21 protein-coding genes and 1 tRNA gene are annotated in these 16,401 nt (G+C 64.7%); 8 read left to right on the forward strand and 14 right to left on the reverse strand.

From position 1 onward, the window contains the following. Nucleotides 1-3: 3 nt before the first annotated feature. From N5D91_RS18750 to N5D91_RS18780, 7 genes are all read left to right on the forward strand, one after another. Entirely contained in the window at nucleotides 4-396 is a 393-nt protein-coding gene (locus N5D91_RS18750) for a hypothetical protein (RefSeq protein WP_180854682.1), read from the forward strand. Then, a complete protein-coding gene (locus N5D91_RS18755; protein WP_258011562.1) occupies nucleotides 393-1,883 on the forward strand; it encodes a hypothetical protein in 1,491 nt (496 codons plus the stop codon). The genes N5D91_RS18750 and N5D91_RS18755 overlap by 4 nt, the downstream gene beginning before the upstream one ends. Further along, a complete protein-coding gene (locus tag N5D91_RS18760) occupies nucleotides 1,876-2,094 on the forward strand; it encodes a hypothetical protein (protein ID WP_180854683.1) in 219 nt (72 codons plus the stop codon). The genes N5D91_RS18755 and N5D91_RS18760 overlap by 8 nt, the downstream gene beginning before the upstream one ends. 225 nt (nucleotides 2,095-2,319) lie before the next feature. After that, a complete protein-coding gene (locus tag N5D91_RS18765) occupies nucleotides 2,320-2,469 on the forward strand; it encodes a hypothetical protein (protein WP_180854684.1) in 150 nt (49 codons plus the stop codon). After that, on the forward strand, nucleotides 2,462-3,115 hold the full coding sequence (locus N5D91_RS18770; RefSeq protein WP_180854685.1) for a hypothetical protein: 654 nt from the start codon (nucleotides 2,462-2,464) through the stop codon (nucleotides 3,113-3,115). Before N5D91_RS18765 ends, N5D91_RS18770 begins: the two co-directional genes overlap by 8 nt. Next, a complete protein-coding gene (locus N5D91_RS18775) occupies nucleotides 3,112-3,327 on the forward strand; it encodes a hypothetical protein (protein ID WP_049400773.1) in 216 nt (71 codons plus the stop codon). Before N5D91_RS18770 ends, N5D91_RS18775 begins: the two co-directional genes overlap by 4 nt. Then, complete coding sequence (locus N5D91_RS18780) at nucleotides 3,327-4,481, forward strand: integrase (RefSeq protein ID WP_219635060.1); 1,155 nt, start codon at nucleotides 3,327-3,329, stop codon at nucleotides 4,479-4,481. Before N5D91_RS18775 ends, N5D91_RS18780 begins: the two co-directional genes overlap by 1 nt. A gap of 91 nt (nucleotides 4,482-4,572) precedes the next feature. Here the strand turns inward: N5D91_RS18780 and N5D91_RS18785 are convergent, their stop codons facing one another. The 4 genes from N5D91_RS18785 to N5D91_RS18800 form a co-directional block, all read right to left on the reverse strand. Next, on the reverse strand, nucleotides 4,573-5,055 hold the full coding sequence (locus tag N5D91_RS18785) for a hypothetical protein (protein ID WP_180854686.1): 483 nt from the start codon (nucleotides 5,053-5,055) through the stop codon (nucleotides 4,573-4,575). 92 nt (nucleotides 5,056-5,147) lie between these two features. Then, nucleotides 5,148-5,702 (reverse strand): helix-turn-helix transcriptional regulator, encoded by a 555-nt coding sequence (locus tag N5D91_RS18790; RefSeq protein ID WP_180854687.1) that lies wholly within the window; start codon nucleotides 5,700-5,702, stop codon nucleotides 5,148-5,150. A gap of 1 nt (nucleotide 5,703) precedes the next feature. Continuing rightward, the gene (locus N5D91_RS18795; RefSeq protein WP_180854688.1) at nucleotides 5,704-6,123 is read right to left on the reverse strand and encodes a type II toxin-antitoxin system RelE/ParE family toxin; all 420 of its coding nucleotides are present in this window, start codon (nucleotides 6,121-6,123) and stop codon (nucleotides 5,704-5,706) included. A gap of 321 nt (nucleotides 6,124-6,444) precedes the next feature. Next, nucleotides 6,445-6,517 (reverse strand) — tRNA-Lys (locus N5D91_RS18800). Between the two features lie 178 nt (nucleotides 6,518-6,695). Here N5D91_RS18800 and N5D91_RS18805 point away from each other — a divergent pair. Next, a complete protein-coding gene (locus tag N5D91_RS18805) occupies nucleotides 6,696-7,652 on the forward strand; it encodes a DUF2268 domain-containing putative Zn-dependent protease (protein ID WP_180854689.1) in 957 nt (318 codons plus the stop codon). 181 nt (nucleotides 7,653-7,833) lie between these two features. Here the strand turns inward: N5D91_RS18805 and queC are convergent, their stop codons facing one another. From queC to ruvB, 10 genes are all read right to left on the reverse strand, one after another. Further along, the gene (gene queC / locus N5D91_RS18810; RefSeq protein WP_014038216.1) at nucleotides 7,834-8,499 is read right to left on the reverse strand and encodes a 7-cyano-7-deazaguanine synthase QueC; all 666 of its coding nucleotides are present in this window, start codon (nucleotides 8,497-8,499) and stop codon (nucleotides 7,834-7,836) included. Between the two features lie 78 nt (nucleotides 8,500-8,577). Further along, nucleotides 8,578-9,279, reverse strand: a complete 702-nt coding sequence (queE, locus tag N5D91_RS18815) for a 7-carboxy-7-deazaguanine synthase QueE (RefSeq protein WP_164162471.1) — start codon at nucleotides 9,277-9,279, stop codon at nucleotides 8,578-8,580. 237 nt (nucleotides 9,280-9,516) lie between these two features. Beyond that, the gene (gene ybgF / locus N5D91_RS18820; RefSeq protein WP_054172360.1) at nucleotides 9,517-10,335 is read right to left on the reverse strand and encodes a tol-pal system protein YbgF; all 819 of its coding nucleotides are present in this window, start codon (nucleotides 10,333-10,335) and stop codon (nucleotides 9,517-9,519) included. Nucleotides 10,336-10,338: 3 nt separating this feature from the next. After that, the gene (gene pal / locus N5D91_RS18825; RefSeq protein ID WP_032128527.1) at nucleotides 10,339-10,857 is read right to left on the reverse strand and encodes a peptidoglycan-associated lipoprotein Pal; all 519 of its coding nucleotides are present in this window, start codon (nucleotides 10,855-10,857) and stop codon (nucleotides 10,339-10,341) included. A gap of 64 nt (nucleotides 10,858-10,921) precedes the next feature. Continuing rightward, the gene (gene tolB, locus N5D91_RS18830; protein WP_110713294.1) at nucleotides 10,922-12,241 is read right to left on the reverse strand and encodes a Tol-Pal system beta propeller repeat protein TolB; all 1,320 of its coding nucleotides are present in this window, start codon (nucleotides 12,239-12,241) and stop codon (nucleotides 10,922-10,924) included. 284 nt (nucleotides 12,242-12,525) lie between these two features. After that, nucleotides 12,526-13,581, reverse strand: coding sequence for a cell envelope integrity protein TolA (tolA, locus tag N5D91_RS18835; RefSeq protein WP_110713295.1), 1,056 nt, complete (start codon nucleotides 13,579-13,581; stop codon nucleotides 12,526-12,528). After that, a complete protein-coding gene (tolR, locus tag N5D91_RS18840; RefSeq protein ID WP_088026880.1) occupies nucleotides 13,571-13,999 on the reverse strand; it encodes a protein TolR in 429 nt (142 codons plus the stop codon). The genes tolA and tolR overlap by 11 nt, the downstream gene beginning before the upstream one ends. Before the next feature lie 24 nt (nucleotides 14,000-14,023). Next, on the reverse strand, nucleotides 14,024-14,803 hold the full coding sequence (gene tolQ / locus N5D91_RS18845; protein WP_006438802.1) for a protein TolQ: 780 nt from the start codon (nucleotides 14,801-14,803) through the stop codon (nucleotides 14,024-14,026). Nucleotides 14,804-14,813: 10 nt separating this feature from the next. After that, on the reverse strand, nucleotides 14,814-15,245 hold the full coding sequence (ybgC, locus tag N5D91_RS18850; protein ID WP_180854690.1) for a tol-pal system-associated acyl-CoA thioesterase: 432 nt from the start codon (nucleotides 15,243-15,245) through the stop codon (nucleotides 14,814-14,816). Next, nucleotides 15,235-16,275 (reverse strand): Holliday junction branch migration DNA helicase RuvB, encoded by a 1,041-nt coding sequence (ruvB, locus tag N5D91_RS18855; protein WP_110713297.1) that lies wholly within the window; start codon nucleotides 16,273-16,275, stop codon nucleotides 15,235-15,237. The genes ybgC and ruvB overlap by 11 nt, the downstream gene beginning before the upstream one ends. Nucleotides 16,276-16,401: the final 126 nt, after the last annotated feature.

The raw sequence follows: 16,401 nt of genomic DNA on the forward strand, positions 1-16,401 counted from the left end.
ACCATGAGAAACGAACCGCACGCAGCTGCCGTAACGGAGCCCGGCAGGCCCGGCAGTAGCTATTCCGACGGCCCGGCATGGCATGCATTCGGCGTCAGCCGCGCCGCCTACCACGTAGTGCCGCGACGCACCCTGCAGTCGATGCCGGTCGAGTGGCAGGCGCGCTTTGTCGCGCTGATGCAGGAGGCACGTCAGGCGCTGCCTGATGAGGCGTTCCCCGAGTACCAGGTAATTCGGCTTAAGGACGGCAAGTACGCCAACGACCCCAACTGCCGGTACCGCCGCACGCCACCGTTTCCCTGTCGCCCTCCCGACGAAGCGCATGCCGTCTGCAATGCACCGCTCGCCGGCGCCTTCGTCAACACCTTCACCCAATTCGATCAGGCACGCCGATGACCGAGAAACTCACCACTCTCCCCACGAACTGCCCCGTCCTGCGCGACGCATTCGAAACGATCAGTGCGATCGCGGTCGAGGCCGTGTGGCTGCCGAACCAGGCGAAGGCGATCACGCTCGCCCAGGCCCAGACCGCGCTGCGGGATCTGCACCACCGCCTGCCGCGCTTGCAGGATCTGCGCGTGTTCGAAGCCGCCGCAACCGCCTATGTGTCGACTCTGCGCAGCAGCATGCAAGACGGCGACACGCCGCTTTGCGATACCACCCGGGCCCGGCTGGCGCAGGCGACCGAGCTGCTGGAGCTGGTCAGGAATCAGACCCGCACCGTGGTCGATCCGGCCGACCCGTGGCGCGGTCTGTACCACCCGAGTCGTCTCCCAGCGCGCAATGCCGACGGCGAGATCCTGTGCCATCCCGACGTGCCGATGTGGGCTGACGGGCAAGAGGTATCGCTGCGGCCGCTCTTCCTCGCGCAGGGCTTCGACCTGGTCGTAGTCGAGGGCGAGTTTTCCGAAGAGGGCATCGGATCTGGTGTCTACAGCACCGCACAGGAGCTGCACGACTGGAACCCAAAGGAACCCGGCGAGGACTGGCGTCTCGTGTGGCTGGGCGAGACCGAGGACGGCCTCGCTGCCTGGTTCGTGCGGCCGCTGGCAATCGCTGCAATGAACTGCCCGACCGCCGCCCCTACCCTGGCGGACGCGCAGCCCGGCGGGAGGGTGAGGCTGGGGGATCAGCTGCCGCCGCTGCCGTACCCGAATTACCCGGTTAGCAAGACCGGCTTGCAGAACAACGCCTACACAGCCTCGCAGATGTGGGACTACGCACGCGCCGCCCTCTCCGCCCAGCCCTCCCCGGGTGGTCAGGAGGATGCGCGGGAGCAGTTCGAAACTTGGGCAACATTCCGTGGATGGTCAATCCAACAATGGGAGGGCGGTCTCCAGCGTTATTGCAGCTACGACACCGAAAGAATGTGGGAGGCATTCCAAGCAGCCCTCGCCGCCCGCCAGCCGGTGGGGGAGCCGATCACGGTCGAGGCGGTGGCTACCGTCCGGCGCGATGCCGATGGCGAGCGTCACATCGACTGGCTCACGGAGGGCGGGATTGCCGACCTGGACGCGGGCGACGTGCTGATGGTGTCCGACCGGGCAATCACCGATGAAGACGGATCGGGCGAGGTCTACGCCACGCCGCGCACGCAGGCGGAGCCTGTGGGCTACTTCGACCCTGACGTTCTCGCCCACCTGACCGAAGGTCTGATCGACCCTGTTGGCGTGTTGCGTCGCAAGCCGAACGGGAAAAGCAATGTTCCAGTGTGGCTGGGACCGCCCGCGCAGGCCGTGGACCTGGGCGCGGCGATCAAGGCCGCGTTCCCGCTGCTCACGGACTATGGCCTGCATCACTCGCAGTGCTGTGCGTACAAGCTGATTGACGAGCGCCACCGGCTGCACAACTTCATCGACAGCCAGGCGGTGGGCAATGGCTGAGCCGCAGATCATCCACAGCGAGGCCATCGCCGAGGCGAACGCAAAGCTCTGCTCGTTCTCGATGCGATGGGAACTCGATGGCGACTACATGCGCTGCCGGATCTGCCAGCGGCCACAGCTGACCAGCTACGCACGCTACCCGTTCCCGCACGATGACGGCTGCAAGGGCGCCCAAGCGCATGAGGCACATCCGTGGATCACGTTTGTGTAGCTGCTGGCTCCGCTCAGCCAGGCGGTGGGCAAATGAGCCGCCAGCGCTGGAAGCGTCACGCGGGTCTCGGCATCCCGGACGACGCTCACGGCCCTGTCGATGTCGAGTTCCGGGACGGAGACATTGCGAGCTACCCCGATGGCGAATCGCTGGGCGGCTGGAGTCACGAGGGCGTTGAGTACGACGTTCTCATGTACCGCCCTCGCCCTGATCGGAGCGCGGCCCATGGCTGACCAGCTGCTCACCGCTGCAATGGTCCACGTGTTCGCCCTGGCCGGGTTCCTGGCCGGCATCGCCACCCTGTGGGCGATCAGCCGCGCATGCCTCACAGGGCTGCGCTGGTGCTGGTGCTGGCAGAGGTGCGCTCATGGCTGAGGCACAGCGCGAGCGCGTGATGCACCGTGAGATCGGAATGGATCTCGCAGAGCGTGTCGTCCTCGACCTGCTGGAAAGCGGCTGGTCGCGTCAGTCGCTGCGGAAGCACGATACGGCCGGGCCGACCTCGTGCGGTACTGCCTTCTACCTGGTGCGGGACGGCGGCATCGCCGTTGCCTACTTCCCCATTGCCGAGTTCACTGACGCTAACGGCCGCGGGCTTTTCTTTGCCATCCGCGACTTCTTCCCGCCGGTCCACAAGTCTGCGCACGGCGATGTCGATAGCCTGGAGCCTTTCGCGGTGGGCGACCAAGTTCTCTCGATGGACCGCGATCTGGATGGCTCGTGGCACTACGAAGATGAAGTTCGGGCCAGCGAGTGGCACCTTCTGATCCCCGTTTTCACTGTCGTCTCCGTGCGGCCGCACCCTGGACACCACACGCAGTTCGGCGGCAGGGACTACTACCAGGTGAAGATCAAGGACCGCGTGGGCGGTGGTGGTGGCTGCCACGACCTTGTGCCCATCGCCGGCCGCCCGTGGCAGATGCGTGGTGAGGGAGAGTGCCTGATCCGCGTAAGGCCTGCCCCCTTGGCCGCCGCTGCCCCTCCGCCGGCACCGCCGGCCCAACTGGACCTGTTCGCATGATTGGAGAGGTTCTCCAGTTCCAAGATCTACAAGAACTTTGCCGGCCTGGTGAGCGCCCACGCCTATCCACGGTAGAGGCGTGGGCTCGCGGGCAAGGGATTCGCTACAAGTACGACGGCAAAGGCGGCATCTGGACGACCGCCGCAGCCATGAACGCTGCGCTCGGACTGCAGCAAGCGTCCAACGACACATATGGGACTGACCTATTCTGATGGCACCACGCCCGCGAAAACACAATCCTTCCATCCCGCCACACATCGACCAGGCGAAGATCCCAAAGGGCGTGTACTGGGATGCGACGGGCCGTGGCCGCTGGTACATCTTCGAAGCCGCAACGGGCATCGACGGTCCTCGAAAGGCTCGCAGAACGGTCGCGGGCCCCGAGGCCAAGCTTTCCGAGCTGCACAGCATCATAGAGATGGGCGAGAGCACCGGGACCGTGGAATGGGTATGCGCCCAGTATCACGACAGCGCCAAATTCAAGGGCCTGGCCGCAGGCACCCGTGACGACTACGAGGCAGCGCGGAACGTGCTGATCAACTATCCCACCATCCTTGGCGTGCCATTCGGCAAACTCCAAGTGGCAAAGCTGCGCAACCACAATTTCCAGCGCCTGGTCGACAAGATCGAATCGGCAGGCACGCCCACCAAGGCGAACAAGGTCCTGCGCTATTCGCGCCTGGTGTTCCGTTGGGCGCTCAATCGGGGCATCGTTGATCACAATCCCGCACAGGGGCTGGAGCAAGCGAAGGAGCGTAAGCGCCAACGCCTACCTACGGATGCAGCCTATGCGAAGTTGCTGGCGTTTGCCCATGAGCGCTCTATGAGAACGGCAAGGACCGAGGGTTCGGTACCGCCCTATCTTTGGATGATCATGGAGCTTGGTTACCTCTGCAGACTGCGAGGCATTGAGACGCTTACGTTGACCGAAGCGCAAGGCACGACCGAGGGGCTGCACACCAATCGCCGGAAACGTAGCCGTGACAACTTGGTGGAATGGACGCCGCGGCTACGGCGGGCATGGGATGCCGCGATCGCGCGCCGTGAAGCCATCATCGAGCGCCATAGCCTCCCGGTGCAGATGCGGGCCGACCAGCGCCACCTGTTCCTTGCAGAACATGGTGAGCCGTTGCAGAAGACCAGCTTGGACAGCACCTGGCAGCGTTTCATTCAGCTCGCTATCGCCACTGGGGTCATCGGCGCCGAGGAACGCTTCAGCCTGCACGACCTGAAGCGAAAGGGCGGTACCGACACGGCCGGCAACCGCGCTGAACGACAGGATGCACTGGGCGTCACGGACGCGATGATGAAGGTCTACGACAAGAGCGTGCCCCGGGTAAAACCCTCCACGATCAAAGATATCTAGCCCACCGAATATTCGCTTCCCCGTAAGAGACCAAGAACACAAAGGGCGGCCAGAGGCCGCCCTTATTTCATGTTCAAACCACCAAGTGAAACTATTTGGACTGAGCAGGCACTGAGGGTGTCCTACGCTTTGACTTCTGAGCAGCGGGCTTCTGGCCACTAGCCTTCAGAGCTGACCTACCCTGATTCAGCTCATCAATCTTCTCGTCCGTCATTCCAAACTGAGACCGAAGGATCTCCTCTCTGCCGTCCTGCTCATAGTTCAGGCTGATGTCCCGAGGCTCAATGATCATGGTCGGCATGCACGCGATCTCCCACGGCGCGCGTGCCGTCACGCCTGCGATCATGTCCCTTACTGAGGAATAGATCACACGAACCACGTTTACACCGACTACGCCTGGATTAAAGGCGCTTTTGTAAGCCTCGGCACAACCAACGACATCAATGGTGAATGGAGCGAATGCAGACACCTCGATCGTATAAGCGAACTGCTCATCCTTCTGGGCCACAGTCAAGGTAGCAAAATGCTGCCCATTGGCCGAGTAGAACACAGCGGCGTCGATCTCGATCGGCAAGTCGCGCTCAATCGCTGCAGCTTCGACATTAGGCGTAGCACGGATGTTCACATCCGTGTAAGTGACCTTTCCAACCTGTAAGGGGCTAGTTCTCATGCAGCGAGACCAAGTTCCGGAGTCGACGCATAGCAGACATCGTTTTCCGCGACCGAGGATGAAGACTCGGCACTCATCCAGCCTGAGCGCAAGGCTGCAGGCCCGTGAGTCCATGCGCCATTCAATGCGCCGAAAACTTTCGCAGCTCGTCCAGCCCTTGCTCTATGCATAGTGTTGGCATAGATATCGTCGGGAGTGAAAGCACCGCGCGGATGTGCTCGCAGATGGAACGCAGAAGATGAGTCACGCTCGGAATGGCAGACTTCGAACTCACGATCCGCTAGCTCGATACAAAAGCGCGGCTTTCCGCCGATCGCTTCAACGAAGCGGAAAAGGGTAGAAAGCAAGATATCGTCTCGAGCTTCCATCTTGGACACTGCGGCTTGACTGATCTGCATCCGAGTCGCCACATCACCCTGGGTCAGCTCAGCGGCACAGCGCAAGTCAGCAAGCGGATAAGCAGATACCAGCTCATGGAAACGAGCGTCAATTGAACGCTGAACAGCGAGCGGCTGAGCGGCCAGGATGTCTTCAAAATTGAACGTTGCCATTTTACTTCCCCTGCTTCTTTCCACGTTTGGCCACCTTCCCACGAGGACTGTGAGTAGCTTGTCGGCGCCTCAACTCAATCTCTGCTTCATGCGCAGCGTAGAGCTTTTTCGCCCTGGCAATGTATTTGGGGTACCAGAGCTTCTCGCCAAGTGGGACCTTGTCACCACCGACGAGCAGAATTGCATTCTGTTCAGAGTCGAACGCATAGATGATGCGGAACTGTTTACGCTCAAATCGGATGCGGAGCTCTTTCAGGTTGGACAGATCACTGTCACGCAGAGTTCCTGAGGCGGGACGACGCAATGTCGGTCCCACCTCCCTGAGCAGCTTGATAGTTGCGAACACTTCCACCTTTTCGTCGGCAGTGAGTCCATCCAAGAACTCCTTCGCATCGGTCGTTACATTGATCGTCCAGGACATTCAATATAACTCACGCGTTATGGAAAAGGAATGGCACGTACGTTCAGCCATTTCAATCCATTCATTGGTCGCCCCCTCAGACTACGTTCCTTGTTCGATGGAGCATAACACGCACCGGGGAAGATGAAATTATCCTTATAAATCAAAAGCATAAGTCGCTTCCCGTACAGATCAGCAGCGCTTGCCGCGCCCGCTGAAGGCTTCTGACACTGACTAGAGAGCGTCGTTGCGGCGCAGATCGCAGACCACAATTTCTGGAGCCAATTACGGAACTGACGAAAAAAGCGCCACTGAGGCGCTTTAAGTCGTTGATTTTACTTGTGGGCCGTGAAGGATTCGAACCTTCGACCAAAAGATTAAAAGTCTTCTGCTCTACCGACTGAGCTAACGGCCCATTGCACTGCCCCAGCCTTTCGGCGGGGTGGGCATTCTACCCTACTTTGGCGGGCAGCGCGAAGCCCGGGTGTGCCGAAGGTGCCGGCCAGCGGCCGGCACTACCCGATCTGGTGAGCCCGCTTAAACCTTCCGGGCCGCCGTCGCATCCCATCTGTGATCCTTCCCCGGAGCCATGGATGCGTCTGATCGTCAGCCTGATTGCTGCCTTGTTGCTGCCATGTTCGGTACCGGCCGCCCCTTCCCAGGTCGTCACCGATGATATCGGCCGCTTCTGGGCCACCTATGACGCGGTGCGCGCCGAGCCCGACGTCGAACGCCAGGTGGCACTCGTCCAGCAGCGCTACATCGATCCGGGCAGCCCTGGCCTGCATGCACTGATGCAGGTGCGCCACTACACCGCCCGCGAGTACGCCGAGGCCATCCAAGCGTGGCCGCACTTCTGGGCCTCGGTGCGTCCCTTGACCGCCAACGCGCAGCAGGCCAGCGCCACGCTGGAACGGGACCTGGCCGCGTTCCGGGAGCTTTACCCGGCCCTTCGCCCCGCCACCATCACCTACGCGGTGGGCGTGCTGCGCACCGGCGGCACCACGCTGGGTGACAAGGTGCTGATCGGCGCGGAGATGGCGCTGGGCGATGAGCGCGTGGACGTGAGCGAGCTGCCGGAGCCGATGCGCAGCCGCCTGCGGATCTTCTACGACAGCCGCCCGGGGGCGAACAACGCGCAGAACAACCTGCACGAGTACGTGCATACCCAGCAGCACGAGACCACCGGCAACCTGGCCCAATATGCGGTGCGCGAAGGCGTGGCCGAGTATGTGGCGGAGCGCATCAGTGGGCGCCGGCCGGCACTGCCCTTCTACGACTACGGTGCAACACACGAGGCGGAAATCCGCACGCGCTTCATCGCTGAGATGGATGGCGATGACCTGGACAACTGGCTGTACAACAGCGCCCGCAATCCGTTCGGGGTGAGTGATGTGGGCTATTACGCCGGGTATCGCATCGCGCAGGAGTACATGCGACAGCAGGCTGATGAGAAGGCGGCGATCGCGCGGATGATCGAGCTGGACTATGCCGACCCGGGGGCGGTGCGGGCGTTTATTGACGCGTCGGGGTGGTTGCGGCAGAGATAACGCCGGGCCTTGCCTGGCAGACAGTGCCAACCAAGGTTGGCACCCACCATAGTCAGACCTGCCCGGCGGGTCAGGGAGTGCGAACCAAGGTTCGCACCCACCGAGGAGCAGTTCGCACCCACCATCTTGGAATTCACCCCCATCAGGGAAGCCGGCCAGCGGCCGGCTCTACCAGACGCGGTCAGGCGTACAGCGTCGGGTCGGCCACGCCGGCTTCGGCAAAGCCCTGCGCGCGCAGGCGGCAGGCATCGCAGTGGCCACAGGCGGCGCCGTTGGCGTCGGCGTTGTAGCAGGACACGGTCAGGCCGAAGTCCACGCCCAGACGCACGCCTTCGCTGACGATCTGGCCCTTGCTGAGGAACTGCAGCGGCGCGTGCACCTTGATGCCCGCACCTTCCACGCCCGACTTGGTAGCCAGGTTGGCCAGTGCCTGGAACGCGGCCACGAACTCTGGGCGGCAGTCCGGGTAGCCGGAGTAGTCCACGGCGTTGACGCCGCAGAAGATGTCGTTGGCGCCAAGCACTTCGGCCCAGCCCAGCGCCAGCGACAACATGATGGTGTTGCGCGCCGGTACGTAGGTGACCGGGATGCCGGCACCGCCGGCCTCGGGCACGTCGATATCGTCGGTCAGCGCCGAGCCACCAATGCTGCGCAGGTCCACGTCCACGGTCTTGTGCGCGACCACGCCCTGGGCCTTGGCCACGCGGGCGGCGGCATCCAGTTCGGAGGTATGGCGCTGGCCGTAGCGCACGCTCAGGGCATGCACGGCGAAGCCCTGTTCCTGGGCCATGGCGATGACGGCGGCTGAATCCATGCCGCCGGAGAGAAGCACGACTGCCTTCTTCATGGGTAAAACATCCGGTTGGGAGGGGAAAGCCAGCACGCTGTCCCGCGCCGGAGCTACATCAGGGAACGCTGCCTGGGCTCATCGGCCCGGCTCGTCGTTCCACAGGATTTTATGCAACTGCATCTGGAAGCGCACCGGCAGCCGGTCTTCGACGATCCAGTCGGCCAGCTGGCGCGCGGTGATCTCCCCCTTGCTCGGCGAGAAGAACACGGTGCAACGCTTCACCAGATCGTGCTCGGCCACCATCGCCTTGGCCCAGTCGTAATCCTCGCGGTTGCAGATGACGAACTTGATCTGGTCGCGCGCGGTCAGCAGCGGCAGGTTTTCCCAGCGGTTGCGCGCCACTTCGGCCGAACCCGGGGTCTTGATGTCGACCACGCGCGATACCCGGGGGTCCACGGCGCTGACGTCCAGCGCGCCGGAGGTTTCCAGCGAGACGTCCATGCCGGCGTCGCACAGCTTCTGCAGCAGTACCAGGCAGCGCTTCTGTGCCAGCGGCTCGCCACCGGTCACGCAGACGTGGCGCACGCCCTGGGCCAGCACCTCCGTCACGATGTCGTCGATGTCCCACCAGGTGCCGCCGTGGAAGGCATAGGCGGTGTCGCAGTACTGGCAACGCAGCGGGCAGCCGGTCAGGCGCACGAACACGGTCGGCCAGCCGGCGGTATCGGCTTCGCCCTGCAGCGAGGTGAAGATCTCGGTGATCTTCAGGCGTGGCAGCGGCGACTGCACGATCTCGCTGGGCGTGGCGGCGGCGCTGGACGGGGTAACGGCGGTCATGGCGGGGACTTCTTGGTGGGACACGTGGCGGGTGGGCTACCGTGGCCGGTAACGAAAGCAGCCGAGCATGGCTCGGCTCTACAACAGCGGCCGGTCGGGTGTGGCCCAGCCGGTAATGCGAGCCGCCGGGCATGGCCCGGCGCTGCCGGATCCGGGCGGGTTTGCCGAACCGGAAACGAAAGCAGCCGAGCGTGGGCTCGGCTCTACAGGACACATATTGTACGCCCGGTCAGCGGATCAGCGGATCTGCTTGCCGAGACGGATCGACTGCAGGCGGTCCTGCGCGGTACGCGCGGCGTCCGAGCCGGGGTACTGTGCCACGACGGTCTCCAGCGTCTGCTGGGCCTGGTCGACCTTGCCCTCGCCGTACTGCGAGAGGCCGACCTTGAGCAGGCCGCCAGCGGCCTTGTCGTGGGTCGGATAGCGCGAGAGCAGTTCACGGAACTGGGTCTCGGCCATCGGGAAATTGCGGGTGGCGTAATAGCTCTCGCCCAGCCAGTACAGCGCGTTCGGCGCATAGACGCCGTTCGGGTACAGCTGCAGGAAGCTCAGGAACAGCTGCGCCGAATCATCGTACTTGCCGGCCTTCAGCGAATCGAAGGCGACGTTGTAGGAAGTGCGCTCGTCGCCGGTGGCGGCAAGGCTGCCGGCATCCCCATGGACGGAAGGCGGCCGCTCGGAAGTGGCCGCCGCTGCGGGTTTTGCCGGGGCCGGGGCGGCCTTCGGCGCGCTCGCCGGAACGGGCGGCAGGGCCGGGGCGGCATTGCCCCCTTCCAACCGGTTCAGGCGGCTGTCCAGATCCAGGTACTGGTCCTGGGCGGACTGCTTGAGCTGGGCGTTGTCGTGCTGCAACTGCTCGATCGAGGCCTGCAGGCTGGTGACCTGCTGCCGCAGCTGATTGATCTGGTTCAACAGGTCCTGGTTGGCACTGTTGTTGTACATCTGCTGCTCGAGCGCGCCGACGCGGTCAGCCAGGCTCTGTCGCTGTGCATGCGCCGGTGCGGCAGCCACGAGGGCTGCCGCAACGACCAGCATCAGTTTGATGCCAATGCGCATGGATTACTGCGCGGTGTAGACGATTTCGACGCGACGGTTCTGCGACCAGCAGGACTCGTTCGACTCGGTGCAGACCGGACGCTCTTCACCGTAGGACACGACGGTCAGCTGCGAAGCCGAGCCACCGTTGGCCTGCAGGGCCGAGTTGACGCCGTTGCCACGACGCTCGCCCAGGGCCTGGTTGTACGCGCGCGAACCGCGCTCGTCGGTGTGGCCCTGCAGGGTGATGCGCGAGGACGGACGGTCACGCAGGTACTTGGCGTGGCACGCCATGATGGCCTGGAATTCCGGCTTCACGTCTTCCTTGTCCAGGTCGAAGTAGACAACGCGCTGGCGCAGGCAAGCGTCGGTGTCCAGGTCGCCCGGGCCGTACAGGCCGGAGGTCGACGGAGCGGTCGGGGTGGTGGTCGAGGTGCCGGTGTCGACCGGGGCTGCCGGCTCTTCCTTCACCTTCTTCGAGCAACCGGCCAGGACGGCCACAGACAGCAGGGAAACAAGCAGAACGCGGGTGGACTTGTTCATGGCGATACCTTTGTGGCTCCTAGGCCGATGAGGGGTTCAAGACAGCGAAAATATTAACACTCTTTTAGCGCTGGGTACGGTATGGGGACCATGCCGGTTCGCGCACATCTCCGTCAGCCAGAACCAACCGCTGGCGCACGCGCGCATCGGCAGAAACGGCGTACAGGACACCACGGCCACCCTCGCGGGCGGCGTACAACACCATGCTTGCGTTGGGCGCAAAGCTCGGAGATTCATCCAGCGAACCCGGGGACAGCGTGCTCCAGCGAGGCGACCCCAGCGAGCTGTCCATCATCGCGATCTTGTAGCTGTTGCCCGAGCCCTGGGCGACGGCGATCTTCTTGCCATCGTAGGACACCGAGGGCTTGGCGTTGTAGTTGCCCTGGAAGGTCACGCGTTCGGCACTGCCGCCGCCCGCACCGACCTTGTAGACCTGCGGACGGCCGCCGCGGTCGGAGGTGAAGTACACCGCGCTGCCGTCCGGCGCCCAGGTCGGCTCGGTATCGATGGCGAAGTGGTTGGTCAGCTGGGTCAGCTGCTTGCTGCCCAGGTCCATCACGTAGATTTCCGGGTTGCCCGAACGCGACAGGGTCAGGGCCAGCTTGCGGCCGTCCGGCGAGAACGCCGGGGCGCTGTTGATGCCACGGAAGCTGGTGACCAGCTCACGCGCGCCGGTGCCGATGTTCTGGATGTAGATCGCCGAGTTGCCACGCTCGAAGCTGACATAGGCCAGCTTGCTGCCATCCGGGCTCCACGACGGCGACAGCAGCGGCTCGGCCGAGCGCACGATGGTCTGCGGATTGAAGCCGTCGGAGTCGGCCACCATCAGCGCGTAGCGCATGGCGTCGCCCTTGCCGCTGGCGGTCACGTAGGCGATGCGGGTCCAGAAGGCGCCACGGATGCCGGTGATCTTCTCGTAGATGGCGTCGGCCATCTGGTGGGCGACGTCACGCATGGCGTTGCCACGGGCGGTCATCGCCAGGCCCAGCAGGCGCTCACCCTTGGGCACGTCGAACAGTTCGTACTCGACGCGGTAGGCACCGGCACCGGCGTCGAGCACGCGGCCGACCACGATGTAGTTCTGCTTCAGCGCGCGCCAGGTGGCGAACTGGATGTCGCCGCCACGGACCGGCTTTTCGACGATCTGTGCTTCCGGCAGCGTGCGGAACTGCCCCGAACGCTCGAGGTCGGCGCGGACCACGCCAGCGACGTCGGTCTGCGGTGCGGCGGCCGAACCCTGGTAGGGCATCGGCACGATGGTGATCGGCAACGCGGAGGCATTGCCACCGATGATGTCGATATCCAGTCCCCTCTGCTGCGCAACGGCAGCGAAGGGCAGCAACAGGGCCGCAAACACGGCAAGCCAGCGAGGCATCTTTTTCATGGAGCGCTCAATAGGGGGAAACCGGAACGAGGGATAGCAAAGCGGGAGTGAACCGCTTCGCAATCATGAACCAAGGGTACGTGAATTCCGGGTCAGTTCCAGCCCGTCCTCTCACGCACCGTTAACGTCGTGGCTAACATCGCACCCGCCTGCCCCGATCACGCCACCCGGCCGGGCAGCGTTCGACAGCAGGCTCAGCCTGCCCGGTCGAAACCGGGCCTGCCAGAGGCAAGCGCGACATCCATGGGCGCGGGTGGCTCCCTGGCCACCCTGCCCTGCCCGCCTCAGCGATCCTGGGCGGTAAAGGTGAAGTTGAGCGTGCGCGCGAACACCGACTCGAACCCGCGGTACGGCAGCGGCTGCGCATTGAGCACGGCGGCCTCGATCGAACGCCTGCCGGCCTCGTCGTACGGGCAGTTCGGGCTGACCTTGGCCTGCATCACCGTGCCCCCCGGAATCTGGGTGATGGTGATGGTGCAGCGCTGGCCCAGCGGCACCGTATCCGGGCGTACCCACTGCGACAGCACCTTGGCCTGGATCGCGGCCGCGTACTTGGCCGAAAGATCATCGCTGTTGCCACCGCCACCCGCAGCCGGCTGGGACGCACCGCTGGCACCGGCGGCCGCACTACCGGCGGCATTGCGTGCGGCGGCGACCTGGCGCAGCTTCTGCTCGGCCAGCTTGGCTTCCTTCTCGGCCTGCTCGCGGCGGGCGCGGATCTCGGCGATCTTCTTCTGCTTCTCGGCCTCGGCCTTGTCAGCCGCCACGCGCTCCTGCTCGGCCTGCTTCTTCTTTTCGTCCGCTTCCTGCTGCTTGGCCAGGCGCAGCTTCTGCTCCGCTTCTTCCTGGCGCTTGCGTTCGGTCAGGTCGATCTGCTCCTGGCGGCGCTTGGCTTCCTGTTCCTGCTTGGCCTTCTCCTGCGAGATGGCCAGCGCGCTCACCGCTTCCTGGTCCTTGGTGTCCGGCTGTGCGACACGCTCCTGCGCCTGTTGCTGCTGCGGCGTGGGGGCGTCCTGCGGGCGCGGCTCGGGAATCGGCTGCGGTGGCGGGATGGTGTCTTCGGGCACCGGAATCGGCTCGGCGACCGGTGGCGGCAGGTCTTCCAGCTTTTCCGACTGGCGCAGGGCCTGACGCGCGGCGGACGCCTCGGACGCGGACAGCGCAAGGCTGGCCTCGACCGACGGGTCGCCGGCAGCGGCATCGGTGTTGCGCTCGGGCGACCAGAACCAGGCCACGATGAAGACCAGCGCGACCAGCAGGTGCACCAGCAACGCCAGCGCCAAGGGCAGGCCCCAGCCGGGTTCGCGCTGATGCGAAGGTGGCAGGGCGTCAGCGTGCATCGGTGGCCAGGCCTACCTTGTCTACCTTGGCGCGCTTGATCACATCCATCGCGGCGATGACCTTTTCATAGGCCACGGCGCGGTCGGCGGCAACGATCACGCGCACGCCCTTGTCCTGGGCGGCAATGCCGGCCAGGCGGCCTTCCAGTTCCTCGGCCGACACGGCGGTCGGTTCCTTGGCGTCAGCCAGCTTCAGGCTGAGCTGGCCGTCCTGGCGCACCGAGACGATCACCGGGTCCTGCTTGCTCTCCAGCGCCTTGGCGTTGGACTGCGGCAGGTCGACGTCGAAGCTCAGGGTGAGCAGCGGCGCGGTGACCATGAAGATGATCAGCAGCACCAGCATGACGTCGATGTAGGGAACGACGTTGATTTCCGATTTCAGCTTGCGGCGCTTGCGGCGACCGATGGCAGCGGACATGGCTTGGACTCCCGGGTCAGGCGCTTACTCGTCGCCAGCGCTCTGGCGCTGCAGGATGGAGCTGAACTCTTCGGCGAAGGTCTCGAACCGCACCGACATGCGCTCCACGCGCGTGGTGAAGCGGTTGTAGGCCCACACCGCCGGGATCGCCACGAACAGACCGATGGCGGTGGCGAACAGCGCTTCGGAGATGCCCGGCGCAACGGCGGCGATGCCCGCCTGCGCGCCACTGCTGATCATGTCGTGCATGGTCACCATGATGCCGAACACGGTACCGACCAGACCCACGTACGGCGCGGTCGAGCCGATGTTGGCCAGCAGTTCCAGGTTGCGCTCGAGCTGGTCCACTTCGCGGGTGTAGGTGGTGCGCATGGCACGCTGTGCGCCTTCCAGCTGCGCGCGGCCATCCAGACGGCGCTTGTCGCGCAGGCGGGTGTACTCGCGGAAGCCTGCTTCGAAGATCGCTTCCAGGCCGCCGACGTTGCGGCTGCGGTCGGTGGCCGAGCTGTACAGCTTGCCCAGGTCGGCGCCGGACCAGAAGCGGTTCTCGAACTCGTCGGCTTCACGGGTGGCCTGCTTGAACACGCGGGCCTTGCGGAAAATGATCACCCAGCTGACGAACGAGCCGACCAGCAGCAGCAGCACGATGATCTTCACCGGCAGGCTGGCCTTGGCCATCAGTTCGAGGTAGTTGATGCCGCCGCCGGTGGTGGCCTGGGCAAGGGTCTGTGTCGCGGCGTTGCTGACGTCGGCCGGCAGTGCCTCGGTGACCGTGGCCTGCAGGGCCAGGAGCGTTGCGATCATCCGTTGTTCCTCAGTGTTCGGATTCGGGGTGGAGGTGGGGTTGCAGCACGGCAAGGACGGCCTCGTCCATGCCACGCGGGCGGAAACTGGCCGCTTCCAGTGCGGCGATGCGGACCTGCGCCGACAGCAGCAGTTCGCCGTCGCGCAGGATCTGCTGGTCGAAGACCATGCTGGCCTTCTTCAGCTGGACCAGGCGGGCGCTCACCTGCAGGGTGTCATCCAGCCGTGCCGGCTTGATGAAATCCATCTGCATCGAGCGCACCGCGAAGACCATCCCGTGCTCGGCGCGCACGCGCTCCTGGCCGTAGCCCAGCGCTCGCATCCATTCGGTCCGGGCCCGTTCCATGAAGGCCACGTAGCGGGCGTGGTAGACCACGCCACCTGCGTCGGTATCTTCCCAGTAAATGCGTGTCGGCCAACTGAATCGGGGCTCAACCGGCATCGGGAACCTCCGCGAACAGGTCCTGCGGCGGGTTCTTCGGCTTCAGGCCCATGTGCCGGTAGGCCTTGTGGGTGGCCATGCGGCCACGCGCGGTGCGCACCAGGAAGCCCTGCTGGATCAGGTACGGCTCGACCACGTCTTCCAGCGTGCCACGCTCTTCGGACAGCGCCGCCGCCAGCGATTCGATGCCGACCGGGCCGCCGTCGAAGTAGTCGACCATGGTCTTGAGCAGGCGCCGGTCAAGCTCGTCGAAGCCCTCCGGGTCGACCTTCAGCATCTTCATCGCGGCCTGGGCCACGGCCTCGTCGATGTGGCCGCCGGCCTTGACCTGCGCGTAGTCGCGCACGCGGCGCAGCAGGCGGTTGGCGATACGCGGGGTGCCACGCGCGCGGCGTGCGATCTCGCCGGCGCCATCGGCGGTGCAGTCGATGGCCAGGATGGCTGCCGAGCGGCGCACGATCCGGGTCAGCTCCTCGACGCTGTAGAACTCCAGGCGCTGGACGATGCCGAAGCGATCGCGCAGCGGCGCGGTCAGCAGGCCGGCTCGGGTGGTGGCACCGATCAGGGTGAACGGCGGCAGGTCGATCTTGATCGAGCGGGCGGCGGGGCCCTCGCCGATCATGATGTCGATCTGGAAATCTTCCATCGCCGGATACAACACTTCTTCCACCACCGGCGACAGGCGATGGATCTCGTCGATGAACAGCACATCGTGCGGCTGCAGGTTGGTCAGCAGCGCGGCGAGGTCGCCGGCCTTCTCGATCACCGGGCCGGAGGTCACCCGCAGGGCCACGCCCAGTTCGTTGGCGATGACATGGCTGAGGGTGGTCTTGCCCAGGCCGGGCGGCCCGAAGATCAGCACATGGTCGAGCGCGTCGCCGCGCCCCTTGGCCGCCTGGATGTAGATCTCCATCTGCTCGCGCACCGGCACCTGGCCGAGGTAGTCGGCAAGGCGCTTGGGGCGGATGCTGGCGTCGGCGGCGTCATCCTCGCGGGTGGCGCCGGCGCCGATGATGCGGTCGTCGGTCATGTGCTGATTATGCGGCAAAAGCGCGGGTTTCGGCCGGGCTGCGCCCGGCACCCGCAGAAGCAACTGCAACGGCCAAAGCAACAGCCAAAGCTGAGTTCCTGGGGAATGGCGGGGTGGGTCCGGTTG

It is taken from the genome of Stenotrophomonas sp. GD03794 (assembly GCF_029842145.1).
Taxonomy (GTDB): Bacteria; Pseudomonadota; Gammaproteobacteria; order Xanthomonadales; family Xanthomonadaceae; genus Stenotrophomonas; species Stenotrophomonas riyadhensis.

Excerpts from the sequence above, each read along its gene's own strand:
- N5D91_RS18750 (WP_180854682.1), top strand. The coding sequence starts at position 4 with ATGAGAAACGAACCGCACGCAGCTGCCGTAACGGAGCCCGGCAGGCCC.
- N5D91_RS18755 (WP_258011562.1), top strand. The coding sequence starts at position 393 with ATGACCGAGAAACTCACCACTCTCCCCACGAACTGCCCCGTCCTGCGC.
- N5D91_RS18760 (WP_180854683.1), top strand. The coding sequence starts at position 1,876 with ATGGCTGAGCCGCAGATCATCCACAGCGAGGCCATCGCCGAGGCGAAC.
- N5D91_RS18765 (WP_180854684.1), top strand. The coding sequence starts at position 2,320 with ATGGCTGACCAGCTGCTCACCGCTGCAATGGTCCACGTGTTCGCCCTG.
- N5D91_RS18770 (WP_180854685.1), top strand. The coding sequence starts at position 2,462 with ATGGCTGAGGCACAGCGCGAGCGCGTGATGCACCGTGAGATCGGAATG.
- N5D91_RS18775 (WP_049400773.1), top strand. The coding sequence starts at position 3,112 with ATGATTGGAGAGGTTCTCCAGTTCCAAGATCTACAAGAACTTTGCCGG.
- N5D91_RS18780 (WP_219635060.1), top strand. The coding sequence starts at position 3,327 with ATGGCACCACGCCCGCGAAAACACAATCCTTCCATCCCGCCACACATC.
- N5D91_RS18790 (WP_180854687.1), bottom strand. The coding sequence starts at position 5,702 with ATGGCAACGTTCAATTTTGAAGACATCCTGGCCGCTCAGCCGCTCGCT.
- N5D91_RS18795 (WP_180854688.1), bottom strand. The coding sequence starts at position 6,123 with ATGTCCTGGACGATCAATGTAACGACCGATGCGAAGGAGTTCTTGGAT.
- N5D91_RS18805 (WP_180854689.1), top strand. The coding sequence starts at position 6,696 with ATGCGTCTGATCGTCAGCCTGATTGCTGCCTTGTTGCTGCCATGTTCG.
- queC (WP_014038216.1), bottom strand. The coding sequence starts at position 8,499 with ATGAAGAAGGCAGTCGTGCTTCTCTCCGGCGGCATGGATTCAGCCGCC.
- queE (WP_164162471.1), bottom strand. The coding sequence starts at position 9,279 with ATGACCGCCGTTACCCCGTCCAGCGCCGCCGCCACGCCCAGCGAGATC.
- ybgF (WP_054172360.1), bottom strand. The coding sequence starts at position 10,335 with ATGCGCATTGGCATCAAACTGATGCTGGTCGTTGCGGCAGCCCTCGTG.
- pal (WP_032128527.1), bottom strand. The coding sequence starts at position 10,857 with ATGAACAAGTCCACCCGCGTTCTGCTTGTTTCCCTGCTGTCTGTGGCC.
- tolB (WP_110713294.1), bottom strand. The coding sequence starts at position 12,241 with ATGAAAAAGATGCCTCGCTGGCTTGCCGTGTTTGCGGCCCTGTTGCTG.
- tolA (WP_110713295.1), bottom strand. The coding sequence starts at position 13,581 with ATGCACGCTGACGCCCTGCCACCTTCGCATCAGCGCGAACCCGGCTGG.
- tolR (WP_088026880.1), bottom strand. The coding sequence starts at position 13,999 with ATGTCCGCTGCCATCGGTCGCCGCAAGCGCCGCAAGCTGAAATCGGAA.
- tolQ (WP_006438802.1), bottom strand. The coding sequence starts at position 14,803 with ATGATCGCAACGCTCCTGGCCCTGCAGGCCACGGTCACCGAGGCACTG.
- ybgC (WP_180854690.1), bottom strand. The coding sequence starts at position 15,245 with ATGCCGGTTGAGCCCCGATTCAGTTGGCCGACACGCATTTACTGGGAA.
- ruvB (WP_110713297.1), bottom strand. The coding sequence starts at position 16,275 with ATGACCGACGACCGCATCATCGGCGCCGGCGCCACCCGCGAGGATGAC.